This is a genomic window from Faecalibacterium sp. 9, from assembly GCF_048320955.1.
In the GTDB taxonomy this organism is placed as follows: Bacteria; Bacillota; Clostridia; order Oscillospirales; family Ruminococcaceae; genus Faecalibacterium; species Faecalibacterium wellingii.
Genome location: NZ_JBLWGB010000001.1, coordinates 763,711 through 785,706, shown reverse-complemented (window position 1 = coordinate 785,706; position 21,996 = coordinate 763,711). Strand labels below are relative to the sequence as shown.

The window sequence follows — 21,996 nt, the reverse complement described above, 5'->3', positions numbered from 1 at the left end:
CGGTGCCACCTGAATTACCGGAAGTGTCCGGTCGCTCACGCGCTCAAAAAAGCGCTGTCCCCGTAACGCAGGACCTGCGGCGCACCTACTGGCGGCCCATTCCAAAAGGCCGTGTTCAGCTTGCTGCTCCCGGGTGTTCGTTCGCGCGGCGCACGGGCGCGGCTCTCAGCTGTGCCGCACTCTCTGGGCCGGACGGCCCGCGCTACTTTTCCCGATCAAGGCATTTGACCTTTAAAAAATAGCACTTTGGCGGCGTTTTGTCAAGCACCACCCAGCAGTGCGGCGGCAAGGCCCTTTGCCGCCAGCTGCCCGGCGTAGAGGGCCTCGTTCAGGTTGTTGCCGTGCCCGCCGATCTCAATGAGCAGGCTGCCGGTGGTCAGGTCCTGATTATAGAACCGGTAGCTGAACAGCACCGGCCGGGTGAACCCGGGGTACATCTCCTCCATGCTGCGCTCCCACGCGGCAGCAAAGCGCAGGTTCTGCCGCCAGCCGGGCAGCCGGACGGTGGTGCCATTGTCGCACCCGCAGATGATCATGACCTGCGCGGCCTGCCGCCCGTCCACCGTGCACACCGGGGCATAGCGGGAGCCGCTTTCGGTCTCGATGGCGTCCCGGTGGACGTCCAGCACCACCTTGATGCTGGGGTACCGGGCCAGATACTGCTGCACGACGGCCCGGCTGTTGGCATAGCTGCCGGTGTAGCTGGGGTAGTCGTTCAGGGTCTCGTCGTGCAGGGTGTTGATGCCCGCCGCATTGAGGGTGTCGGCCACCACGCGTCCCACCGCACACATGTTCACGCTGCAGTCGGTGCTGCGGGCACCGTCGCCCGGGGCGAACCACAGCCCTGCCGAAAGACGGTAGTCCTCGGTCGCGTGGGTGTGCATCACCAGCACCTGCGGGTCAGGGCTGTCCGGCTCGATGGCAAAGGGCAGCGGATTCTGGATCTCTGCCGCAATGTCCGCTGCGCTCTGCCGGGTGTTGTTCTTGATGCTGCCCGCCCCGCAGGGGATGTACTTTTCGCCGCTGCCCTGCGGATATTGCTTTTCAATGATCTTCCCCGCGTCTGCCGGGCGGGCATCCTCCCCCAGCAGGGGCACAAGATAGTCCTCGATGCTGCCCGGCAGCGCCTGCACGGCCTGCGGCAGGGAAGAAGCGGGCCCCTGCGGTACGGACTCCGGCTCTGCCTGCTCCTGCACCGAGGATGCCGTTTCTCCTGCGGCCTGCCGGCCCAGCCAGAGAAGGGTCTCGGCCATGGGCAGCGGTGCTGTGATGGCCGCTGCCAGCACCAGCGCCGCGCTGCGGGCAAAGATGCATAGTGCGGCAAACAGCACTGCCGCTTCCAGAAATGGCCTGACCTGCCCCTGTCCCCGGGCGGGCAGCGGGGTCCTGCTGCGCATGGCGGCACCTCCTTCCGGCTTGTTTTATCATTGTATGCCGGGCCGGGTGCAAAATAGCGCAGAATCCCAAAGGGGCTGTGCACTTTCAGGCTGCAGCCGCCACGCTCTGCAAAAAACGTTTTCAGCCGGTCAGCCAGCACAGCTGCGCCACGCTCAGCCGGGGCTGCAGGGCCCGGTTGATGGCTGCTGCCAGCAGAGCCGAGCCGTGGGCAATGACGCTGTCCAGCGCCCGGGGCGTCACCACAAGATCCGCCCCCTCCTCCGCTTCCATCAGGGTGGGGATGCCCGCTGCGACCACCGGCACGCCCAGCATCCCGGCGTCCAGATGCCTTGCGTGGTCTGCCTGCGCCGGGTGCAGCCCGGTGTCCGAAAACTGGATGCTGCGGCCCAGACGCGCACCCTCGGTGCTGCAAAGGCTGTCCACACAGATGAGGGCTGCAGGCCGCACCGCTTCCACCATTGCTCCGGCCAGCTGGCACAGGGTGAGCCCGGTGCTGCCCGACACCCCCGGCGCAATGGCGGCCACGGGCCGGATGCCGCGCACCGGCAGCGCATGCTGCGGCCCCATCGTGACCAGCACCTTCTGCACCGTGCGGGGGCCCAGCGCATCTGCCGTGATGCGGCGGCTGCCCACCCCCAGCACCAGCACCGGCCCCTCCGGCGGCAGCAGGGCCCGCAGCTCTGCCGCGCAGGTCTCGATGACGTCGGTGTCCCGCTCGTCCAGCACGCTGACGCTGGGCATCTCCAGCGTCACATACCGTCCCCGGGGCCGGCTGAGCCCCTCCCGCGCGATCTCCACCCGTGTAACGGTGACGCCGCCGCGTTTTGCCGTTGCCAGCCGCACCCCCGCGGGCAGGGCCCCCTCTGCCGTGCCAAACAGCTCATCGGCCATATCCGTAAAGCGCATTTTCTCGCCCCTCCTGCCTGTTTTGGGGCCAAATGCCCCCTCTGTACGCAGAAAGTATGGCAAAAATCAAACTTTTCTAAACAAAAATCAAAAAAACGCTTGCGTTAATACGACAAATATGGTATCATAAGGTGCGCTGTTATAGGTAGCCAAGGAGGTGGAACGAATGCCTAACATCAAATCTCAGAAGGACCGTGTCGTGCAGGCTGTTGCAGAGCAGGCTCACAACAAGGCCATTAAGACCAACCTGAAAACAGTCGTCAAGAAGGCAGACGCTGCCATCGATGCGAATGCCGCTGACAAGGACGCAACCGTCCTGGCTGCTGTTTCCGCGATCGACAAGGCTCGCGCTAAGGGTGTCATCAAGAAGAACACCGCCAGCCGCAAGATCAGCCGTATGGCAAAGCGTGCTAACAAGAACGCTTGATCGCTTTTTGATTGACGAACAAAACCCCTGTACCGGATCTCCGGCACAGGGGTTTTTGTTTTGCCCGCTTTACGGCACGGCAGCAGGCTGTTCCAGATCGCACAGGGCGGCAAGGTCGAACTCCGACACCGGCCCCAGAAGCCGCTCCGGCGGCAGGGGATCGGGCGGCTCGGCAAACAGCGCCCACGCAGCCCATGCCGTGGGCACCGCCGCCGCAAGGGCAAGCCCCGGCAGCACCAGAGCCGGGCATGTATGGAACCCGCTGCCCGGCGGCAGTGCTGCCGCCGCACAGACAGCCTGCGCGGCCCACAGCTCCCACAAAAGAGTGGTCCAGCGGTGCTTCATGCACATCACCTCCTGTTTTCCACAGTTTACTGCAGTGCGGTGGAAAAACAGGGCGAAGAGTGGCGGGCAAAATGACGATGTTCTGGTGTATTTCTTCAGCGGGCTCGCCCTCTCCGTCACCTCCGGTGACACCTCTCCCAAAGGGAGAGGCCTTGGCAAAAAAGATGAAGTTCGCGCGGACTGCCAAGGGCTCCCACCATGGGGGAGCTGGCATCGCGCAGCGATGACTGAGAGGGCAAGGCTGCTGCCCGCAAACGCATCCTATTCAGTTCTGGTCATGGCTTTTGCCTACCCAGCTGCACACCACGCCGCACACAAGGCTGGTGGTGATGCCCGCCGCAGCAGCGGTCAGCCCGCCGGTGAGGATGCCCACGGCCCCCTCCTCGGCAAGAGCGGTGCGGACTCCCTTTGCCAGCAGATGCCCAAAGCCCAGCAGGGGCACGGTGGCACCGCAGCCTGCGAACTCGGCCAGCGGGGCATACCACCCGATGGCGGAAAGGACAACGCCCGCCGCCACGTATCCGGTCAGGATGCGGGCCGGGGTCAGGCCGGTCAGGTCGATGAGCAGCTGCCCCGCCGCGCAGATGGCTCCGCCCACGCAGAACGCCCAGAAATAATTCATGTCCTGTCTCCTTTCTGCGGGGCGCGCAGCTCCACCAGATGGGCCACCGCAGGGATGCTCTCCTTCTGCAAAAAGGTCGTCTGGCTCATCAGGGCCCCGGTGGCTACGAACAGCACCCGTTTCTGACTGCCCCGGCGCAGGCGCGGCAGGATATGCCCGCACAGCACCGCTGCGCAGCAGCCCGGGCCGGAGCCGCCGCTCTTCACCCTCTGCTCGTTCGGGTCAAACAGGATGCATCCGCAGTCCACATGGTTCCGGATGAGCAGGCCCTCGGCGGCCAGCAGCTCCCGCAGCAGCTGACTGCCGGTCTGTCCAAGGTCGCCGGTATAGATGCAGTCGAACTCCTGCGGCTCGGTGTTGGTATCCTTGAAATAGTGCAACAGGGTCGAAGCCGCTGCGGGAGCCATGGCGGCGCCCATGTTGTTGATGTCCTTTACCTGATAATCCTGCACCCGGCCAAAAGCGGCGGCTGCAATGCCCACGCCCGCACCCTGCGGCTGCAGAAGGCAGCACCCGGCAGCGGTGGCCGTCCACTGGGCCGTAGGCGTGCGCACAGCCCCATAGCTCAGGGGCGTGCGGAACTGCCGTTCTGCCGCGCAGAAGTGGCTGGACGCCATAGCCAGCAGCGCCCGGGCCGCACCGCTCTCGCACAAGGCAGCCCCCAGCGCCAGCCCCTCGGCCATGGTGCTGCAGGCCCCGAACAGCCCGGCAAAGGGCACGCCCAGCTCCCGCATGGCGTAGCTGGACGCCGTGCACTGGGCCTGCAGGTCCCCTGCAAGGGCAAGCTGCACCTTTTCCTGCGGGAGCGCTGCTTTTTGCAGGCAGAGCCGCGCGGCACGCAGCTGCAGGTATGTTTCCGCAGCTTCCCAGCTGGACTGGCCAAAGCGGTTGTCTGCGCTCAGTTCATCGAACTCTGCAGCCAGCGGCCCTTCGCCCTCTTTTTTGCCGCCCACTGCCGCCCCTGCAGCAATGACCGGCGGCGTCTGGAACAGCAGGGTGTCCCCGCACCGGATCGACATAGGCAAAATTTCTCCTTCGTGGAAAATAGATGGAAAAAGTTCCATAAAATGTTGTATAATAACAGCATGCTGCAATCTTACGGCACACTTGCCCGTTTTTATAAAAGGACGGGCATCCCCAGCCTATCCAGCACCCACAGCACCGCGCCGTACACCACCGCCGCCAGCGTACCATATACGATGACCGGCCCGGCGATGGTGAACATCTTGGCCCCGGTGCCCAGCACCCGGCCCTCGGCCTTGAACTCGATGGCCGCGCTGACCACTGCGTTGGCAAAGCCCGTGATGGGCACCAGCGACCCGGCCCCCGCCTTTGCCGCCAGCTTCTGATACCACCCCAGCGTGGTAAGCACCGCCGAAAGGGCGATCAGGGTGCAGCTGGTCAGGGTACCGGCAAGGTCGGCTTCCATCCCCATGGCAAGATACCGCTGGCGCAGTATCTCGCCCAGCAGGCAGATGCCGCCGCCCACGCAAAAGGCCCACAGACAGTCTGTTCCCAGAGGTGAGTGTGGCCCCACACGCCGCACCCGGCGCGCATATTCCTGTGCTGTCATCTTCATATCCTGCTCCCTCCGGGCATAGTCTGCCCATGGGATGCCCATTCTATACACAATGGTACAACCCCGCCGGAAAGGAGGCTTTCCATGCATCCGACTTCCCATCACCGCCATCCTCTGCGCCCGGCTGCGCGCCGTTTGCTTGCTTTCACCCTTGCGGCCTGCGCGGCTGCGGGCGGAGTCTCTTTCCTGCTCAGCCGTCATGCCGCCGTTTCCAGTGCATCGGCGGCTTCCGTCAGCAGTACAGCAGCCGAAACCGCTCCTGCTTCCGGTGCGGCTTCGGCCGTGGAGGAAGAACCCGGCCTGCTCTCCGCTCAGCAGGCGCAGGCCATGCTGGACGACCCCCGCATGGTGCTGGTGAACCATACCAACAAGATGCCGGAGGACTACACCTTTACCACCAGAGAATGCGGTTCGGCCACCGCCGTCAATAAGACCCTGCAGACCGAAGCCGCCGACGCCTTTCTTGCCATGCAGGCCGCTGCCGCCAAAGAGGGCGTGACCATCTGGATGCAGAGCGGCTACCGCAGCGTGAAGTATCAGGAAGGGCTCTACAACAAAAAGACCCAGTATTATCTGGACAAGGGGCTGAGCCGGGCCGAGGCCCTGCAGAAGGCCGCTTCCATCGTGAATCCTCCGGGCTACTCCGAGCACAACTGCGGCCTTGCCGCCGACCTGAACAGCCCGGAGCACACCGGCCTTGACACGGGCTTTGAAAAGACGGCTGCCTTCCGATGGCTGAAGGCCCACGCCGTGGAGTACGGCTTCATCCTGCGGTATCCCAAGGACGCCGAAGCCGTCACCGAGATCACCTATGAGCCGTGGCACTGGCGCTATGTAGGGCCGGAGAATGCGGCTCTCATCCAGCAGAGCGGCCTGTGCCTTGAGGACGCCGTTGCCCTGCTGCAGAAGCTGGCCGCAGGGGAAAACACGGCCGGTTAAAAATCCGTAAAACCGGTGGTCTGCGCGTTGCATTTTGCACGCGGTTATGGTAAGATAACAATAGTCTGCCCTGATGCAGGACCGCTTTGGGCAGCTGCGAGAATGTTTTGAACAAAAGAAGGAATATTTTATGATAAATCGCACAAAAATTATTGCAATCACCCTCACCGGTGCGCTGGCTGCAGCTGCACTGACCGGCTGCGGCAGCAGCAGCTCTTCCGCTGCGCCGTCCTCCGTTTCCACCGCTGCGGCGGAATCTTCCGCTTCCAGCGCCGCTGTGTCCTCTGTGGTGGACAATGCGGAAAACGGCACCGACACACTGGACGGCATCTACAACGCCCTGCTGGAGCAGGACCCCATTTCCAACCAGTTCGAGATCGCAGCCATGAACATCGAGTACGACTTCGGCCTGAAGGCTGAGGACGTGGTGAGCTACAAGGGCGTCAAGAGCAACGACAACGGCGACGCCGGTCTGGTGCTGGTGATGGAAGCCGCCGACGGCAAGGCCGAGGATGTGGCAAACCAGCTGGCTGCCTACCAGCAGGATCAGGTGGCCTTCTACGGCAACTACGCCGAGTTCGCACAGGCACAGGACAACGTGGAGAACGCCGTCATCGCCTTCAAGGACAACACCGTGGTCATGGTGATCGCATCCAACGAGTGCACCGCTGATCTGGACAGCGCCGTGAACAACGCTCTGGCATAAACCCGAACCACCCGAAGCCGGTGCCATTTGCGGCATCGGCTTTTTTCGGTAGTGACCCTCTCAGTCAACGCCTTTCGGCGTTGCCAGCTCCCCCGAAAGGGGGAGCTTTGGAGACGCGGGCCTTGTTGTCTTGCAAAAAAGCTTCCCCCTCGGGGGAGCTGGACGCGAAGCGGCCTGAGAGGGTTTCTTCCGATTTAATTCAAAAGGAGGCTGACGCCTTGGTTTTCAGCACCATAATCTTCCTGTTCCGCTTTCTGCCCATCACGCTGGCGCTGTACTATCTTGCACCCCCGAAGCTCAAGAATACCGTGCTGTTTTTGTGCAGTCTGGTGTTCTACTGCTGGGGCGAGGTACGCTTTTTCCCGGTGATGGTGGCCCTGATCCTGATCAACTATATCAGCGGCCTTGCCATCGAGCATTTTGACCAGCGCCCGGCCCTGCGCAGAGCGTTCCTGCTTGCCGCCCTGATCGGCAGCCTTGGGATGCTGTTCTATTTCAAATACGCAAACTTCGTTCTGCGCAGCGTCAATGCCCTGCTGGGCACCGGCTTTGCCGAGATCCAGGGCATCGGTACCCTGCCGCTGGGCATCAGCTTCTACACCTTCCAGACCCTGTCCTACTCCATCGACGTCTACCGCCGGGATGTGAAGGCGGAGCGCAATATCATCGACTTCGGCGCCTACGTGGTCATGTTCCCGCAGCTCATCGCCGGCCCCATCGTCAAATACCGCGATGTCTCCAGCCAGCTGCACGTATACCGGCACCGCTACAGCCTGCAGCAGATCGAAGAGGGCATGACCCTGTTTACCTTCGGCCTTGCCAAAAAGGTGCTGCTGGCGGACGCCATCGGCGCTTTGTGGACCGACATCATCGGGGTGGCAGACAGCCCCTCCACCACCTTTGTGGGCCTTGCCAATGCCTCCACCCCGCTGGTGTGGCTGGGCATCATCGCCTACAGTCTGCAGCTCTATTTTGACTTTTCCGGCTACTCCATGATGGGCATTGGCATGGGCAAGATGCTGGGCTTCGATTTCCCCGCGAACTTCAATTACCCGTATATCTCCGCATCCATCACCGAGTTCTGGCGGCGCTGGCACATGACCCTGTCCGGCTGGTTCCGGGAGTATGTATATATCCCGCTGGGCGGCAACCGCAAGGGCCTGAAGCGCCAGATCTTCAACCTGTTCGTGGTGGAGCTGCTCACCGGCATCTGGCACGGCGCGAACTGGAACTTCATCTGCTGGGGCCTGTACTACTTTGTACTGCTGGCGGCAGAAAAGCTGTTCTTGCTGCCCCACCTGCAAAAGGGTAAAGTCTGGCCCCACATCTACACCCTGTTCCTCGTGGTGGTGGGCTGGGCCATGTTCGTGGGCAACGACACGGGCGTGAGCTTCGGCCTGCTGTTCCAGAAGCTGTTCATCCCCTCCGGCGGCGTTTCTCCGCTGTATTTCCTGCGCAACTACGGTGTGCTGCTGACGGTGAGCGTGGTGTGCTGCACCCCGCTCATTGAAAAGCTCTGGGATGTGCTGCGCAGGAACGTGGTCACCCGCTGTGCCGCCATCCTGACCTTGCTGGTGATCTCCACCGCCTATGTGGTGGGCAGCACCAACAGCCCGTTCCTCTACTTTAACTTTTAAGGAGGCGTGAAGATGGACAAGCATTCCAAACGATCTTCTTCGCTCCTGCACTACCCGGTGCTGGTGGTGTTCAGCCTGTTCTTTATTGGTCTGTTCGCACTGGACCTTATTACACCGGACCGTGCCTACAGCGAGATGGAGAACACCACCCTCAGCCAGCGCCCGGCGCTGACCCAGCTTTCCGCCAAGGGACTGAACAGCTATTTTACCGCCTACACCAAATACGTGAAGGATCAGGTGTTCGGCCGCGATAACTGGATCAGCCTGCAGAGCGTGGTGGAGACCACCCTGCTGCAAAAGGAGCAGAGCGGCGGCATCCTGCTGGGCAAAGAGCACATGATGTTCCCCCGCACCTTCGGCCTGCTGGACAGCGAGAACCGCACCCTGCCCAAAAACACCGCCGCCGTGGAAGCGCTGTGTCAGCGGTACCCGGGCAAGGTGGATGTTCTGCTGGCACCGGCGGCATCGGTGATCTACCCGGAGAAAGTGCCTGCAAATGCGCCGCTGCTGGACGAGGATGCCTATCTTGACCAGCTCTCTGCCGCCGTGCAGGCGGCAGGCGGCCGCTTTGTGGACGTGCGGCAGACCCTTGCCGAGCACAAGGACGAATATATCTACTACCGCACAGACCACCATTGGACGAGCCTTGGCGCATACTACGCCTACCAGCAGCTCTGCGGTGCGCTGAGCCTGACCCCCTTCGACCCCGCCGCGCACACCGCTCTGACGGCCGAAAATTTCTACGGCACCCACTACTCCAAGGCCCGCACATGGAACGCAGTGCCGGATACCATCACCTACTACGACCTGCCGAACACCCTGACCATCTGGAATGTGACGGCGGCAGGCCAGCCGACGGACGGCCAGACCACCGGTCTGTACGACACCGACAAGCTGAGTGTGTACGACAAATACGCCATGTTCCTGCACGGCAACAACGGCCTGAGCCGCATCGAGGGTAATGGCACCGGACGCATTCTGGTCATCAAGGACAGCTATGCCAACTGCTTTGCGCCCTACCTGACCGCAAACTACGCCGAGATCGACGTGGTGGACTTCCGCAACTACAACTACGGGCTGGACCAGCTGATCGCCGACAACGGCTACGACCAGATCCTGGTGCTGTACAGCTTTGACAGCTTCAAGAGCGACCCGTACCTCTACCGTGCCGGAGTAGCGGGGTAAGCCCCGCCTTCTCCCGCACAGGAACGCACCCCTCTGCCGACCGCCCAGCGCGGTTTGCGGAGGGGTGTATTTTATTGCAGTGCTTTTCCACAAATTTTTCCAGTTCTTTTCGGAAGTCTCTCCAGTTTTTGCGCAGACTGCCCATTCACCTCTTGAAAAAATGCAACGGGTGTTGTACAATGGCGATATAGAGCAGCTGCTCTTCACCGATGGTTCAATCTGGTGTGAACAGTGCATAGAATGTGCTGATACGATCTTTGATTCAAAGGAGTGTTATTATGGAAAACAAGATCATGATGCCTGCTTCCTACAACGTTCTTTCCTGCGAAGAGATGACCTACACCGAGGGCGGTGCTACCTTTACGGAAGCTCTGCTGAACTGGATCCCGCCCATTGGCTGGTACATGGGTGTTACCGCCATGCGCCGCTACCGCAAGAGCCACCCCAACGACTGGCTGGATACCGGTCTGGATGCTCTGAGCCGCGATATGGATTCCAGTGTGCAGAACATGCTGCGTGATCTGGGACGCATCGTCTGGGTCACTGCAACCAGCGCTACCGGCGTTGGCCTGCTGGTCAATGCTGCCATCGTCCTGCTCTGACCCTGCTCATAAGATCCGTCCGGAGAGACCAAAGACCCCTTTACCCGCGGCCTTTTCCGCCAGAGAGGGCCGCGGGCTTTTTATCAAGCAGAACTAAGAAGTCGGCTGCAAGGGCAATGTGACCAACACCTTCTACCATGCCGGCATGATCTTCTGGAATGCTGCATCGACCATCAGGCTTTTCTGCTGTTATGTCTCTGGGCATCATCTACTTCTAACTTTCAGGAGTATCCCAAAGGGCTTTTTGCGGCGGCTCTTCATGAGAAGAGCCGCTGCTTTTATTTCCATACAAAAACAAAGGAGTTTGCTTTATGACGAACACCATTACGTATCCCGCTGCATACCATGTTTTATCCTGTGATGAGATGACCTACACCGAGGGCGGCGTAGGCGTCGTGCAGGCCGTCATGGCCTGGTTCCCGCTGTACGGCTGGTATAAGGCCGTTTCCACCATCCACGATTACCGCAAGGCAAACATCAACTCCAACTGGGTGGAGAACGGCATGAACGCTCTGGTCGTCCACGCTGAAAAGAGCTCTCTGAACACCATCCACGATGCAGGATGCGGCTTCTGGTTTGCCGCATCCTGTGTGAGCATCATCGGTCTGGTGCCCAATGCACTGATCGTCTTTGGCTCCTGAGCGTCCCCTGTATCTCCCTGAACAAGCAACAAGCGGCGGCACCTCCCGGTTGGGAAGTGCCGCCGCCTGTTGTTTATGATCCTTCCTGCTCCGGCAGTTCTGTTTTGTCAAACAGTACCCGCAGGTAATCCCTGCGGCCATAGAGAACACGGTCGATCGTAACCTCCTGCTTTTCGCTATGGTAAAAAATCATATAGCTGTCGCAGACAAGGAAACGTTCTTCTCCCATCACCTCTGATACCGCAGAGAGAAGCGCCCCGCTCTGGGCAAACTCCACCAACTGATCTGCCTTATCCAAAATCCTATTGACCGTTTTTTCTGCCGCCTGCGGGTTTTGCAGTTCAAAGGAAATATAGTCCCACACTTCATCCAGATCATGGAGAGCCTGCGCTGTATATCGAACTTTATTTTTCATTCGCTCTCGCGCGGAAATGCGCCCTCACTTCCTCCAGGCTCAGCCAGCCCTCCTCTTCGCCGGAGCGGCGGCCCTTGGCGATCTCGCTCATCAGGCGGATGGTCGCCTGCGCTTTTTCGTAATCACGCAGCTCCACAATGGCGTATTTTCCGCGGCCATTTTTGGTGAGGAACACCGGCGAGCCTTCTTCTACATCGCGCAGCACCTCATTGTAGTTTCTCAGGTCAGAGATCGGTTTGATATTGGGCATGGTATCCACTCCTTTCAGCCTTAGTATACCGCAGCATGCTGTAAAATTCAACGTAAAATTTGCAGCGAATCGCGGCTGCAGCAAAAAAGCGGCGGCACCTCCCGGTTGGGAAGTGCCGCCGCTTTTGCGTTATGCCATGCTTTTTATGTTCAGCTGTTGAACATGTCCTTCAGCTTTTTGAAGAAGCCCTTGCGCTTTTCGTAGTTTTCCTCTTTCAGGGTGCCCTCAAATTTCTTCAGGGCCTCCCGCTGGGTCTTGTTCAGCTTCTTGGGGATCTCCACCTCGCACTTGACGTACATATCGCCCCGGCCGCGGCCGTTCAGATACTGGATGCCCTTGCCGCGCAGGCGGAAGGTGGTGCCGCTCTGGGTGCCCTCGGGCACGGTGTACTCCACCTTGCCGTCAATGGAAGGCACCTGCACGACGTCACCCAGCACGGCCTGACTGAAGGTGATGGGCACGGTGACCCACACATCGTAGCCATCGCGCTGGAATACCTCGCTGGGGCGCACCGTGACCATGACGATCACATCACCGGCAGGGCCGCCGTTGGCACCGGCATCGCCCATGCCGCGCAGTGCAAAGCTCTGATCGTCGTCGATGCCCATGGGGATGGACACCTCCAGCGTCTTTCTGGTAGCCACCTTGCCCGCGCCGTGGCAGACCTTGCAGGGGTTCTTGACCAGCTTGCCCTTGCCGCCGCAGCGGGAGCAGGGCTGCTGGGTCTGCATCACGCCAAAGGGGGTGCGCTGCTGGCGGATGACGAAGCCGCGGCCGCCGCAGTCCGGGCAGGTCTCGGGGCTGGAACCGGCAGCACAGCCGCTGCCGTGGCACTCGGTGCACTCCTGCTGGCGGGTGATGGTAATGTTCTTCTTGCAGCCATGCACCGCCTCGTCAAAGCTCAGGGTGATGCGTACCCGGATATCCTGACCCTTGCGCGGTGCGTTGGGGTTTGCCTGACGGGACGAGCCGCCAAAGCCGCCGAAACCGCCGCCAAAGATATCGCCGAAGATGTCGCCCAGATCCACGCCGTCGCCACCAAAACCGCCAAAGCCGCCCGCACCGGGGCCGCCGCCGTTCTGTGCTGCATAGGCAGGGTCAACACCTGCAAAGCCGTACTGGTCGTACAGCTGGCGCTTCTTCGGGTCCGAAAGCACCTCGTTTGCTTCGTTTACTTCCTTGAACTTTTCCTCGGCGTTCTTATCGCCGGGGTTATAGTCCGGGTGGTATTTCATTGCAAGCTTGCGGTATGCCTTTTTGATCTCGGCATCGGTCGCAGTCTTGGATACCCCCAGCACTTCGTAGTAATCACGCTTTTCCTGTGCCATATCCACTCACCTCTCCGGGAACGTTTGATCCGGGAAACGCCCCGGTTGGTTCCTCGCTCTATAACCAGCAAGAGCCGCTCCGGCAAAACCGGAGCGGCTTTTGCTATTCTACGCATGTGTCCGCCGGTTTGGCCGGGCACACACTGCTGTGTTTTTTATCAGACTTCCTTGAAGTCGGCATCCACAACGCCGTCATCATTAGGCTTCTGCTGGTTGTTTGCGCCTGCATCGGGGCCGGGCTGTGCACCGGCGGCCTGCTGTGCGGCAGCGGCTGCCTGATACATCTTCTCGAACACCTGGCTCAGGGCTTCCTGCTTTGCCTTGATGTCGTCCACGTTGCCGGACTGAACAGCGGTCTTCAGGTCGGCCAGCTTGCTCTCAGCCTCGGTCTTGACGTCGGCGGGCAGCTTGTCGCCGTTCTCTTTCAGCATCTTCTCGGTCTGGAACACCATCTGGTCGGCACCGTTGCGGATATCGACCTCTTCACGCTTCTTCTTATCGTCGGCAGCAAACTGCTCAGCTTCCTTCACAGCCTTGTCGATGTCCTCCTTGGACATGTTGGTGGAAGCGGTGATGGTGATGTTCTGCTCCTTGCCGGTACCCAGATCCTTTGCGCTGACCTTCACGATGCCGTTTGCATCGATATCGAAGGTAACTTCGATCTGAGGCACACCACGGGGAGCCGGAGCAATGCCGTCCAGATGGAAGACACCCAGACTCTTGTTGTCGCGTGCGAACTCACGCTCGCCCTGCAGCACGTTGACCTCAACAGAGGGCTGGTTGTCGGCAGCGGTGGAGAACACCTGACTCTTGTGGGTGGGGATGGTGGTGTTGCGGTCGATGATCTTGGTGCACACGCCGCCCAGAGTCTCAATGCCCAGGCTCAGCGGGGTGACATCCAGCAGCAGCAGGCCCTTGACGTCGCCCTGCAGCACGCCGCCCTGAATGGCAGCACCCACAGCCACGCACTCATCGGGGTTGATGCCCTTGAAGGGCTCGCAGTTCAGTTCCTTCTTGACTGCATCGTAGACAGCGGGGATACGGGTGGAACCACCGACCATCAGGACCTTCTTCAGGTCAGAGGGACGCAGGCCTGCATCCTGCAGAGCCTTGCGGACGGGGCCCATGGTGCGGTCCACCAGATCAGCGGTCAGCTCATTGAACTTTGCGCGGGTCAGGGTCATATCCAAGTGCTTCGGGCCGGTAGCGTCGGCAGTGATGAAGGGCAGGTTGATCTGGCTGCTCATTGCGCTGGACAGCTCGATCTTTGCCTTCTCAGCAGCTTCCTTCAGACGCTGAGCAGCCATCTTGTCCTTGCGCAGGTCGATGCCGTTCTCGGTCTGGAAGGCGTCTGCCATCCAGTTGATAACGCGCTCATCAAAGTCATCGCCGCCCAGATGGGTATCACCATTGGTGGCCAGAACCTCGGTAACGCCGTCGCCCATCTCGATGATGGACACATCGAAGGTGCCGCCGCCCAGGTCGTAGACCATGATCTTCTGGTCCTCTTCCTTATCGATGCCGTATGCCAGAGAAGCGGCAGTGGGCTCGTTGATGATACGCTTGACGTTCAGGCCTGCAATGGTGCCTGCGTCCTTGGTGGCCTGACGCTGGCTGTCGTTGAAGTAGGCAGGCACGGTAATGACGGCCTCGGTAACGGACTCACCCAGATAAGCCTCGGCGTCAGCCTTCAGCTTCTGCAGGATCATAGCGCTGACCTGCTGGGGAGTGTACTCCTTGCCGTTCAGGGTCACCTTGTGATCGGTGCCCATGAAGCGCTTGATGGAAGCAACGGTGTTCTCGGGGTTGGTGATGGCCTGACGCTTTGCGACCTGACCCACCAGACGATCGCCGGTCTTGGTAAAGCCGACCACAGACGGGGTGGTGCGTGCACCCTCAGAGTTTGCGATAACAACGGGCTCGCCGCCCTCCATGACAGCCACGCAGCTGTTGGTAGTACCAAGGTCGATACCAATGATCTTACTCATAATGAAAACTCCTCTCGAAAGAACAAATCGTATTGTTTATGTGATGCTCAAATGTTTGTAAGCGGATATTATATTCAAAACCCCTGCGGGTTTCTGCATTGTTACTCGGCCACCACAACGGTCGCATGGCGGACGATCTTATCGCCCAGCTTGTAACCCTTCTGGTAGACCGTGATGACGGTACCGCTCTCCTGTCCGTCCGGGGCGGGGATCTGCTGCACCGCGTTCATGAAGTTGGGGTCAAAGGGCTTGCCCAGCGCTTCGATCTCCTCTACATGGAGGACGTCCAGCGCCTTGGCGGCTTTGTCCAGCGTCATGGTCACGCCTTTTTTGTAGTTCTCGTCGGTGGTGGGGGCGTTGGCCGCCATCTCCAGCGTATCCAGAATGGGGATGATCTGGTTCACCGCAAAGGAAATGCCATCGTTGAACTTCTGGTCGGCTTCGCGGGTGGAGCGCTTGCGGTAGTTCTCGTACTCGGCAGCCATGCGCAGCAGCTGGTCTTTGGCCTGTGCAGCGTTGGCTTCGGCCGCGTCCAGCTTTGCCTTTACGGCTTCCAGCTCACGGGCCTTCTTGTTGAACCAGCCGCCATCCTTCTTCTTGTCATCCTTCGGGTCGGCAGCTTCGGCAGCAGGTTCCTGTTCGGGTGCTGCCTGCTGGGCCTTTTCCTCGGGAGCCGTTTCGGGCTGCTCAGCTTCCTGAGCCGGAGCCGTCTTTTTTGCTTCTTCGCTCATTCCAGATCCTCCTTATAGATCACAGTCCGCCGGGGTACGGCAGCCTGTGGGGTGTCTTTTCGTTTGCCGCTCATGCCCTCGCCCAGCTGGTCTGCAAAGTAATGCAGCAGCGGCATCAGTTTCTGGAAGGGCATCCGGGTGGGGCCGATCAATGCAATGGAGCCCCACAGGCCTCCGCCCACCAGATACCGGTCACTCACGATGCACAGGCCCGGGATCTGCGGTTCCAGATCCTCGCCCAGCAGCACGCTCTCGCTGCGGTCTGTCGGGGGAGCGATCAGGGCCGCTGCCTGTTCTTCGTCGTTCAGCAGGGTAAGGATGTCGCCCACCTTGCCGTCCAGCTGAGGCCAGTCCAGCAGATACTGCTCACCGCCCAGAAATACGTGGGGCTTGACGGAGTCCTGCAGGATGGCCGCCGCCGCGCTGATGACAGGCACCAGCTCCGGGTCGATCTGGCTGCACAGCTCTGCCAGCAGCCGGGGCGAAAGATCCACCGGCGCCACAAAGGTGAGGTTTCGGTTCAGCAATGCGGCAAGAGCCGCCGCATTCTCGCGGGAGAGGCCGGTGCGTACCCGCGCCACACGGGTGCGGACGTAACCGGCAGTTGTTACAGCCAGCACAGCGGCTGCGCTGCGGCCCACCTGAACGACTTCGTAATGGGCAATGCACAGATCCTCTGCACACGGGGTGCTGATGGCGGCGGTGCAGCCGCTGATGGAGGCCAGCGCCCGGGCTGCGCCCTGCGCCAGCTTTTCCGGCTCGTGGTCGAGGCTTGCGAACACCGCATCCACACGGGCGCGGCTCACGCGGTCCAGCGGCTGATCGTCGGTCAGCAGATTATCAAGGTAGTAGCGGTAGCCCTTGGCACTGGGCACACGGCCCGCGCTGGTGTGGGGCTGCTCCAGCAGGCCCAGCTTTGTCAGCGCCGCCATTTCGTTGCGGAGCGTTGCGCTGGAAACTGCCATGTCAAAGTAGTTTGCCAGCACGCTGCTGCCAACGGGCTCGCCTTCGAGACCATACAGCGCCACGATCGCCTGCAAGACTCGCTGCTTGCGTGCATCCATCGTCATAGCGCCTGCCTCCTTTTTGCGTTCGCTTTGTTTGTTTAGCACTCCTTGTTCCTGAGTGCTAAGACCATTATAGCCAATTTTCCGGTGCTGTCAAGCCCCTTGGAAAAATGTTATCAAAGATTCATAATTCTGTCATAAAAAGGGGTGTGACCTTGGCAGTACGTCAGGCTTTCCGGTTTTGCCAAAGCGTCTGAGGGGGCAAGCCCGCTTCCCGCTGCGCCGCGCTTTCGCAGAAAGCAGCGCTGCAAATGCCGTTTGCCGCCACGACCCCCACCCGTGAAAACGCAATGCCGGGCGGTCCGCAGACCGCCCGGCATTACTCTATTATAAATAATTTTTCCGCTGAATATGCAACGGCGACGACTGCGGCCTGCGGCCGAAGCAGGGAGGAGCTGTTGGGGCCGTGGCCAGCAGGATGCAAGGCCCGCTCAAGGGCCGTAGCAGCCGCTGGGTGCCACAACTCGTCCAAAGCAGCGCGGCGCGCATTCAAAATCGTCCCGCCTTACTCCTCCATCTGTCTGGCCAGAAACGCTGCCGCCACATTCACCGCCTTGAGCTGGGCGGCATCCGGCACAGCGGTGCGGTCTTCGGTCAGCAGACCCACCACGCCGATCACATCGCCCGACGCAATGATGGGTGCGGCGCACAGCACCACCCGGGGCGAGCCCTCGCAGGGCAGGATGCATTTTTCCGCAACGCCCTCGCACTGGTACAGCCTGCGGCCATCCATCAGCTTTTCCAGCGGCTGGCTGATGCTGCGGTCGGCCAGCTCCCGCCGGCCGCTCCCGCTCACCGTGAGGATGCGGTCCCGGTCTGCCACAAAGGTGGTAAGCGCAAAGCTTTTGCTCAGCACCTCGGTGTACTGGGCCGCCACTGCGTTCATTTCGCCAATGGGGGAATACTTTTTAAAGATCACCTCGCCGTCGCCTGTCGTGAAGATCTCCAGCGGGTCGCCGCGGCGGATGCGCTGGGTGCGGCGGATCTCTTTGGGGATCACCACCCGTCCCAGCTCGTCGATGCGGCGCACGATACCTGTTGCTTTCATTGTTGGCTCCTCCGTTTCCTTGAAAATGCCTGCACCTCTAGTATCTGTCAGCCCGGGCAATTTATACCTACGGAAAGCTGCCCCTTCGTTGCGTTTCCGGCAGGGTTCTGCTACAATGATACAAAAAGCCGTTTTCATAAGCACAGCACCCTGCTTATGAGGACAGCTTCTGAAATTCTGCTGAGAAAGGCAGGTGTCAGGATGCCGAACATCCTCATTCTTGGCGGCGGTGCCGCCGGGCTGGCCGCCGGGCTGGCCGCCGCACAAAGTGCACCCCGCGCGCAGGTGGTCGTGCTGGAACGCAACCCAAGGCCGGGCAAAAAGCTGCTGGCCACCGGCAACGGCCGCTGCAATCTGGACAACACCGGCATCGTGCCGGAGCGGTATTTCACAGCCGACCCGGCGGCGCTGCTCCCGCTGCTGGACGCTGTGAATGCAGCCGACCCGCTGGGCTGGTTCCGTGCGCTGGGGCTCTATACCCGCACCGACGAAGCGGGGCGCATCTATCCCTATTCCAATCAGGCAGCGGACGTGCTGGCCCTGCTGGAGCACCACCTTGCGCAGCACCATGTGCAGCTGCGCACCGGCTGCACCGTGCGCACCCTGAGCCAGAGCCGCAGCGGCTACGCTGTGCAGTTCGAGGCGGCAGAGGGCAGCACCGAGACCCTGCGCGCGGATGCCGTCATCTGCGCCATGGGCGGTGCCGCCGGGCCGCAGTTCGGCACCGACGGCTTCGGCACCCGGTTCGCCGCCCAGTGCGGCGGCAGAACGGAGCCGCTGTATCCCTGTCTGACTGCTCTGCAGTGCGCAAAGCCCAACAAGACTCTGGCCGGCATCCGCGCCAAAGCCGCGGCCTCCCTGTTGGACGGAAGCCGTGTGCTGGCCGCAGAGACCGGCGAGGTGCAGTTCACCGACTATGGCCTTTCCGGCATCTGCATCATGCAGCTGTCCGGCCTGCTGGCACCGGGCCGCAGCCCAAAGGCTCCTGCGGTGGAGCTGGATCTTTTTCCGGCACTGGACGAAGCAGAGCTGACCGCCCTGTTCCGTTCCCATGCCGCCCAGACGGCAGGGGACAGCCCTGCCGGGTTCTGGCTGGGTCTGCTGAACCGGAAACTGGGCTGCGCTGTGTGGTCTGCCGCCGGGCTGAGGGACGGCAACGCTCCCGCCGTTCTCACTGCCGGACAGTGGCAGAAACTGGCCCACACCGCCAAGCACTGGCGCTTTGAGGGCCTGACCCCCTGCGGCTGGAAGCAGGCGCAGGTGACCGGCGGCGGGCTTTCGCTGCGGGAAGTGGATGCGCATTTTCAGTTTCAGGGCTGCCCGGGCCTGTATTTTGTGGGCGAAACGCTGGACTGCGCCGGCAGCTGCGGCGGCTTCAATCTGCACTGGGCCTTCGGCAGCGGGATCGCAGCCGGGCGGGACGCCGCCCGCCGTGTTCAGCGGCAGCGGAAAAAATAGCCGTGCAGAAATGCGGAGCACCCGGAGTTCACCCGCCTGCTGTTCGCCTGAAAAAAGTATGGAAAATTCGCGTTTGCGAGCGCAGCGCAGCAATGAAAGCCCCAGTGGGGCTTTTAAGTAACAGAACGGTCTTGCGCCAGCAAGATGGAGGGACCTCGCCCCGACAAGTTCCGCCACGATGCACAGAATGCAGACAATGCAAGGAAAAACACGGCTTTCCCGCCGGTGTGCAAAAACAGTGCAGAAACCGTGCACTTACTCTGGGACAAATGAAAAATGATGATTTTTGATCCATGACTTGGTGGCGATTTGAGTGACCACAGAGGTAAATTTGATACACGGAAAGAAGAATGCCCACTCGTCTGAGGAGTTCTCAGGGGAGTGGGCATTCTGTATAATGGCATTTTGTATATGTCACTTGCCACTTTTAGCATGGAGGTTGCCATTTGGGGAATGAAGTTTCCACTTTTTATATGGCAAGTTTCTGCGCTTTCCGCATTGCTTTTCACATTTTCCGTACAACTCCGTGGTGCTGTCCGCGGTCTCTGGCGGCTGCTTTTCTCCACAAAGCATGACCTTGGCAGAGAAAACGCCATTCTGATGGGTAAATGTGCTTGCACCGCCGGTCTTTTCTGCAATATGCTGGACAGACTGGATGCCGATCCCGTTTTCCTTTCGCTTGGACGAGCGGAAGAGCCCGCTTTTTTCGTTGACTTCACCGTCAAATGCGTTTTCCACTTCGACCAAAAGAAGCCGCTCGGCATGGACATACGCGGTGACCTCGATCTTGCGCCGGGCGGGTGCGGTGCGCAGGCTGGCTTCGAATGCGTTTTCCAGAAGATTAGACAGCACCAGACACAGATCGATCTCGTCCACAGGAAGCACCTGTGGCAAGTCGAGTTTGGCACAAAAGGGAACACCCTCACGCTTTGCAAGGGCGCAATAATGGCCGACAACACTGTCCGCTGCACGGTTTTCGCAGAAATTCATATCCAGATCCGGGATCCGGGCGGCAGTTTTTGCAAGGTAGGCTTTCAGGCCGTCCAGATCTCCTGCCTCGGCCAGTGCGGAGATCTGATTCAGCTGGTGGCGCATATCGTGCCGCGCCTGCCGGGCTTCTTCAATGGCGGCTTTCAGGCTTTGATAGCGCTGCTGCTGCATGGAAAGAAACTGGTTTTCCTGCTGCAATCTCGCATTTTTGTTAAGGCTGGTTGCCATCAGCAGAAAGATCGCATTGAACATGAACATCAGAAACAAAAGCGCGATGCTCATAACGATGTAGACCTGCAAGACCCGCCCTGTCCGGAGCGTTATCTGGTAGCGCGGGGTTATAAAAAGGTTCAGCAGGATGAACACCAGCGGCAGTATCCAGAACACATACCACGTCTGCGCAAAATTGTCATCCTCCACCATCGCGCGTACTGCGTGGGTGGCGGGATAATAGGCTGCGGCAGTGATCAGCCAGCAGACCGCATTATAAAAGATGCAGGCGCCAAAGCAGAACCACGGCTTGTCCGGCGGCAGCTGCATCCGGATCACGATTGCCGTGCCGACGGCCCGGGACAGGCTGTTCAGGCACGCAAATACCGCGCAGACCGCAAGCGCGATGGTTCCGGATTTCCAGAGAGAGATCCGCAGCGTTCTGCGATACAAAAAAATTGCTGTAAGCGTAATAAGCAGCACGGAGAACGCCGTTGAAATGCCAAAATGATAGCAAAACAGCCCGCCGCCAAGGCAAAGCCCGAGCAGCAGCGGCACCGCCCCTGCTGCAAGCTTTGCGGGCGGCAGCTTCAGATAGGAACCTACCGGAAAATACGCAAGCAGCAAACCGGGAAACACGACCGTAAGTTCCAGAACCGGGCGCAGAACATCCTTCAATCCGCACGCCCCCTTTGCAGCAGAAATTCCATAAAGGCCTGTCGGGCGGCTTTCAAAAGCTCCTGACTGACATAGACGCGGCTGCCGTCCGTCATACAGAAGGCGGCAGCCTGAAAATCGGCAGCATTCTCCATATTGATGATCGCGCCGCGTCCGCAGACAAAAAAGCGCGGATCTTTTTTGAGCGGCTCGGTGAACGCTTTGAAGCTCTGGCGCGTAGCAAGCGTTTTGCCGGCAGTGGTGCGGATGTTGATCATGTGGGCGAAATGCTCGGCGGATATGATATCACGATAGCGCAAATGGATGTCGCTGCCATCCACCTTCACCGTCAAAACCGGCTCCGGGCGGGGGAGTTTTGCGAGCATTTCATCCAACAGACCGGACAACTCGGCCTCTGAAAAGGGCTTGACCAAATAATGAAATGCCCGTACCTGAAACCCCTCGAGTGCATGGTCTGTCGAGGTGGTGGTAAAAACCAGAAGGCAGTCTGCATCGGTTTTCCGAAGTTCTCTTGCCGCATCCATGCCGCTTAAACCATTCATGTAAATATCCAGAAATGCGGCGGTAAAGCGCTGCTCTTTTTCTGCCGCCAGAAAGGCTTCTCCGCTGTCAAACTCTAAAATTTCCGCATCTGCGCCGCGCTGACTCAGCTGCCGCACCAAGCGCTCCTTCAGCAGTGTGCGCTCGGTATCAAGGTCATCGACGATTGCGATCCTCATGCTGTATCAGGAAGCCGTTTTACAGCTTCCAACCTCCTTTATAAACTCTTTCATCCTGATTATAGCACAGTTGCCCGGTTATGTCGCAGCCGAAAATGGGATTTCGTGACGGAAAAGGGGCTTTCGT

At 60.1% G+C, this 21,996-nt stretch carries 24 protein-coding genes; 8 read left to right on the top strand and 16 right to left on the bottom strand.

The annotated features are described in order from the left end of the window. Positions 1 to 260 precede the first annotated feature (260 nt). On the bottom strand, positions 261 to 1,397 hold the full coding sequence (gene spoIIP, locus ACKXF9_RS03675; protein WP_418265340.1) for a stage II sporulation protein P: 1,137 nt from the start codon (positions 1,395 to 1,397) through the stop codon (positions 261 to 263). 121 nt (positions 1,398 to 1,518) lie between these two features. Beyond that, positions 1,519 to 2,304, bottom strand: a complete 786-nt coding sequence (gene gpr / locus ACKXF9_RS03670; protein ID WP_418265339.1) for a GPR endopeptidase — start codon at positions 2,302 to 2,304, stop codon at positions 1,519 to 1,521. A 166-nt stretch (positions 2,305 to 2,470) separates the two neighbouring features. On the opposite strand from gpr, the gene rpsT reads away from it, so the two are divergent. Continuing rightward, the gene (gene rpsT, locus ACKXF9_RS03665) at positions 2,471 to 2,731 is read left to right on the top strand and encodes a 30S ribosomal protein S20 (protein WP_149793985.1); all 261 of its coding nucleotides are present in this window, start codon (positions 2,471 to 2,473) and stop codon (positions 2,729 to 2,731) included. 69 nt (positions 2,732 to 2,800) lie between these two features. Here the strand turns inward: rpsT and ACKXF9_RS03660 are convergent, their stop codons facing one another. The 4 genes from ACKXF9_RS03660 to ACKXF9_RS03645 form a co-directional block, all read right to left on the bottom strand. Next, the gene (locus ACKXF9_RS03660; protein ID WP_249237839.1) at positions 2,801 to 3,076 is read right to left on the bottom strand and encodes a peptidoglycan synthetase; all 276 of its coding nucleotides are present in this window, start codon (positions 3,074 to 3,076) and stop codon (positions 2,801 to 2,803) included. Between the two features lie 265 nt (positions 3,077 to 3,341). Then, positions 3,342 to 3,698, bottom strand: a complete 357-nt coding sequence (locus ACKXF9_RS03655; RefSeq protein ID WP_418265338.1) for a SpoVA/SpoVAEb family sporulation membrane protein — start codon at positions 3,696 to 3,698, stop codon at positions 3,342 to 3,344. Further along, positions 3,695 to 4,717: a stage V sporulation protein AD gene (locus ACKXF9_RS03650; RefSeq protein ID WP_339394599.1), complete on the bottom strand. Its 1,023-nt coding sequence runs from the start codon at positions 4,715 to 4,717 to the stop codon at positions 3,695 to 3,697. The genes ACKXF9_RS03655 and ACKXF9_RS03650 overlap by 4 nt, the downstream gene beginning before the upstream one ends. A gap of 98 nt (positions 4,718 to 4,815) precedes the next feature. After that, a complete protein-coding gene (locus tag ACKXF9_RS03645; RefSeq protein ID WP_418265337.1) occupies positions 4,816 to 5,277 on the bottom strand; it encodes a SpoVA/SpoVAEb family sporulation membrane protein in 462 nt (153 codons plus the stop codon). Positions 5,278 to 5,361: 84 nt separating this feature from the next. Here ACKXF9_RS03645 and ACKXF9_RS03640 point away from each other — a divergent pair, with 84 nt between their 5' ends. The 5 genes from ACKXF9_RS03640 to ACKXF9_RS03620 all read left to right on the top strand — a co-directional run bounded on the left by ACKXF9_RS03640 (position 5,362) and on the right by ACKXF9_RS03620 (position 10,346). After that, positions 5,362 to 6,216, top strand: coding sequence for a M15 family metallopeptidase (locus ACKXF9_RS03640; RefSeq protein WP_418265336.1), 855 nt, complete (start codon positions 5,362 to 5,364; stop codon positions 6,214 to 6,216). 130 nt (positions 6,217 to 6,346) lie between these two features. Continuing rightward, positions 6,347 to 6,922 (top strand): DUF4358 domain-containing protein, encoded by a 576-nt coding sequence (locus ACKXF9_RS03635; RefSeq protein WP_418265335.1) that lies wholly within the window; start codon positions 6,347 to 6,349, stop codon positions 6,920 to 6,922. Between the two features lie 218 nt (positions 6,923 to 7,140). Then, complete coding sequence (locus ACKXF9_RS03630) at positions 7,141 to 8,559, top strand: MBOAT family O-acyltransferase (protein WP_418265334.1); 1,419 nt, start codon at positions 7,141 to 7,143, stop codon at positions 8,557 to 8,559. Positions 8,560 to 8,571: 12 nt separating this feature from the next. Continuing rightward, on the top strand, positions 8,572 to 9,744 hold the full coding sequence (locus ACKXF9_RS03625) for a DHHW family protein (protein ID WP_418265333.1): 1,173 nt from the start codon (positions 8,572 to 8,574) through the stop codon (positions 9,742 to 9,744). A gap of 278 nt (positions 9,745 to 10,022) precedes the next feature. Further along, complete coding sequence (locus tag ACKXF9_RS03620) at positions 10,023 to 10,346, top strand: hypothetical protein (RefSeq protein WP_418265332.1); 324 nt, start codon at positions 10,023 to 10,025, stop codon at positions 10,344 to 10,346. Between the two features lie 40 nt (positions 10,347 to 10,386). Here ACKXF9_RS03620 and ACKXF9_RS03615 read toward each other — a convergent pair whose 3' ends face one another. Further along, complete coding sequence (locus ACKXF9_RS03615; protein ID WP_418265331.1) at positions 10,387 to 10,554, bottom strand: hypothetical protein; 168 nt, start codon at positions 10,552 to 10,554, stop codon at positions 10,387 to 10,389. A 103-nt stretch (positions 10,555 to 10,657) separates the two neighbouring features. Here ACKXF9_RS03615 and ACKXF9_RS03610 point away from each other — a divergent pair, with 103 nt between their 5' ends. Further along, positions 10,658 to 10,987, top strand: a complete 330-nt coding sequence (locus tag ACKXF9_RS03610; protein ID WP_418265330.1) for a hypothetical protein — start codon at positions 10,658 to 10,660, stop codon at positions 10,985 to 10,987. A 73-nt stretch (positions 10,988 to 11,060) separates the two neighbouring features. Here ACKXF9_RS03610 and ACKXF9_RS03605 read toward each other — a convergent pair whose 3' ends face one another. The 7 genes from ACKXF9_RS03605 to ACKXF9_RS03575 form a co-directional block, all read right to left on the bottom strand. Further along, on the bottom strand, positions 11,061 to 11,402 hold the full coding sequence (locus ACKXF9_RS03605; RefSeq protein ID WP_418265329.1) for a type II toxin-antitoxin system RelE/ParE family toxin: 342 nt from the start codon (positions 11,400 to 11,402) through the stop codon (positions 11,061 to 11,063). Next, complete coding sequence (locus ACKXF9_RS03600) at positions 11,392 to 11,652, bottom strand: type II toxin-antitoxin system prevent-host-death family antitoxin (RefSeq protein ID WP_418265328.1); 261 nt, start codon at positions 11,650 to 11,652, stop codon at positions 11,392 to 11,394. The genes ACKXF9_RS03605 and ACKXF9_RS03600 overlap by 11 nt, the downstream gene beginning before the upstream one ends. A gap of 149 nt (positions 11,653 to 11,801) precedes the next feature. Next, a complete protein-coding gene (gene dnaJ, locus ACKXF9_RS03595) occupies positions 11,802 to 12,980 on the bottom strand; it encodes a molecular chaperone DnaJ (RefSeq protein WP_418265327.1) in 1,179 nt (392 codons plus the stop codon). A 158-nt stretch (positions 12,981 to 13,138) separates the two neighbouring features. Continuing rightward, positions 13,139 to 14,968, bottom strand: coding sequence for a molecular chaperone DnaK (gene dnaK, locus ACKXF9_RS03590; protein WP_249237826.1), 1,830 nt, complete (start codon positions 14,966 to 14,968; stop codon positions 13,139 to 13,141). A 101-nt stretch (positions 14,969 to 15,069) separates the two neighbouring features. Further along, positions 15,070 to 15,699: a nucleotide exchange factor GrpE gene (locus ACKXF9_RS03585; RefSeq protein ID WP_418265326.1), complete on the bottom strand. Its 630-nt coding sequence runs from the start codon at positions 15,697 to 15,699 to the stop codon at positions 15,070 to 15,072. Next, positions 15,696 to 16,769, bottom strand: a complete 1,074-nt coding sequence (gene hrcA / locus ACKXF9_RS03580) for a heat-inducible transcriptional repressor HrcA (protein WP_339394589.1) — start codon at positions 16,767 to 16,769, stop codon at positions 15,696 to 15,698. Before hrcA ends, ACKXF9_RS03585 begins: the two co-directional genes overlap by 4 nt. Positions 16,770 to 17,271: 502 nt before the next feature. Further along, positions 17,272 to 17,814, bottom strand: coding sequence for a stage V sporulation T C-terminal domain-containing protein (locus tag ACKXF9_RS03575; RefSeq protein WP_249237823.1), 543 nt, complete (start codon positions 17,812 to 17,814; stop codon positions 17,272 to 17,274). A 201-nt stretch (positions 17,815 to 18,015) separates the two neighbouring features. Here ACKXF9_RS03575 and ACKXF9_RS03570 point away from each other — a divergent pair, with 201 nt between their 5' ends. Beyond that, complete coding sequence (locus ACKXF9_RS03570; protein WP_418265325.1) at positions 18,016 to 19,272, top strand: NAD(P)/FAD-dependent oxidoreductase; 1,257 nt, start codon at positions 18,016 to 18,018, stop codon at positions 19,270 to 19,272. Positions 19,273 to 19,686: 414 nt separating this feature from the next. On the opposite strand, the gene ACKXF9_RS03565 is transcribed toward ACKXF9_RS03570, so the two are convergent. Beyond that, positions 19,687 to 21,150 carry a GHKL domain-containing protein gene (locus tag ACKXF9_RS03565; RefSeq protein ID WP_418265324.1) on the bottom strand — a complete coding sequence of 488 codons (1,464 nt, stop codon included), beginning with the start codon at positions 21,148 to 21,150 and terminating at the stop codon, positions 19,687 to 19,689. Next, positions 21,147 to 21,869, bottom strand: a complete 723-nt coding sequence (locus ACKXF9_RS03560; protein WP_418265323.1) for a LytR/AlgR family response regulator transcription factor — start codon at positions 21,867 to 21,869, stop codon at positions 21,147 to 21,149. The genes ACKXF9_RS03565 and ACKXF9_RS03560 overlap by 4 nt, the downstream gene beginning before the upstream one ends. Positions 21,870 to 21,996: the final 127 nt, after the last annotated feature.

Coding starts and splice junctions, on each gene's coding strand:
- ACKXF9_RS03600 (WP_418265328.1), bottom strand. CDS start 11,652: ATGCCCAATATCAAACCGATCTCTGACCTGAGAAACTACAATGAGGTG.
- gpr (WP_418265339.1), bottom strand. CDS start 2,304: ATGCGCTTTACGGATATGGCCGATGAGCTGTTTGGCACGGCAGAGGGG.
- ACKXF9_RS03655 (WP_418265338.1), bottom strand. CDS start 3,698: ATGAATTATTTCTGGGCGTTCTGCGTGGGCGGAGCCATCTGCGCGGCG.
- rpsT (WP_149793985.1), top strand. CDS start 2,471: ATGCCTAACATCAAATCTCAGAAGGACCGTGTCGTGCAGGCTGTTGCA.
- ACKXF9_RS03575 (WP_249237823.1), bottom strand. CDS start 17,814: ATGAAAGCAACAGGTATCGTGCGCCGCATCGACGAGCTGGGACGGGTG.
- ACKXF9_RS03605 (WP_418265329.1), bottom strand. CDS start 11,402: ATGAAAAATAAAGTTCGATATACAGCGCAGGCTCTCCATGATCTGGAT.
- ACKXF9_RS03560 (WP_418265323.1), bottom strand. CDS start 21,869: ATGAGGATCGCAATCGTCGATGACCTTGATACCGAGCGCACACTGCTG.
- spoIIP (WP_418265340.1), bottom strand. CDS start 1,397: ATGCGCAGCAGGACCCCGCTGCCCGCCCGGGGACAGGGGCAGGTCAGG.
- ACKXF9_RS03585 (WP_418265326.1), bottom strand. CDS start 15,699: ATGAGCGAAGAAGCAAAAAAGACGGCTCCGGCTCAGGAAGCTGAGCAG.
- hrcA (WP_339394589.1), bottom strand. CDS start 16,769: ATGACGATGGATGCACGCAAGCAGCGAGTCTTGCAGGCGATCGTGGCG.
- ACKXF9_RS03635 (WP_418265335.1), top strand. CDS start 6,347: ATGATAAATCGCACAAAAATTATTGCAATCACCCTCACCGGTGCGCTG.
- ACKXF9_RS03640 (WP_418265336.1), top strand. CDS start 5,362: ATGCATCCGACTTCCCATCACCGCCATCCTCTGCGCCCGGCTGCGCGC.
- dnaJ (WP_418265327.1), bottom strand. CDS start 12,980: ATGGCACAGGAAAAGCGTGATTACTACGAAGTGCTGGGGGTATCCAAG.
- ACKXF9_RS03570 (WP_418265325.1), top strand. CDS start 18,016: ATGCCGAACATCCTCATTCTTGGCGGCGGTGCCGCCGGGCTGGCCGCC.
- ACKXF9_RS03610 (WP_418265330.1), top strand. CDS start 10,658: ATGACGAACACCATTACGTATCCCGCTGCATACCATGTTTTATCCTGT.
- ACKXF9_RS03650 (WP_339394599.1), bottom strand. CDS start 4,717: ATGTCGATCCGGTGCGGGGACACCCTGCTGTTCCAGACGCCGCCGGTC.
- ACKXF9_RS03660 (WP_249237839.1), bottom strand. CDS start 3,076: ATGAAGCACCGCTGGACCACTCTTTTGTGGGAGCTGTGGGCCGCGCAG.
- ACKXF9_RS03615 (WP_418265331.1), bottom strand. CDS start 10,554: ATGATGCCCAGAGACATAACAGCAGAAAAGCCTGATGGTCGATGCAGC.
- ACKXF9_RS03645 (WP_418265337.1), bottom strand. CDS start 5,277: ATGAAGATGACAGCACAGGAATATGCGCGCCGGGTGCGGCGTGTGGGG.
- ACKXF9_RS03620 (WP_418265332.1), top strand. CDS start 10,023: ATGGAAAACAAGATCATGATGCCTGCTTCCTACAACGTTCTTTCCTGC.
- dnaK (WP_249237826.1), bottom strand. CDS start 14,968: ATGAGTAAGATCATTGGTATCGACCTTGGTACTACCAACAGCTGCGTG.
- ACKXF9_RS03625 (WP_418265333.1), top strand. CDS start 8,572: ATGGACAAGCATTCCAAACGATCTTCTTCGCTCCTGCACTACCCGGTG.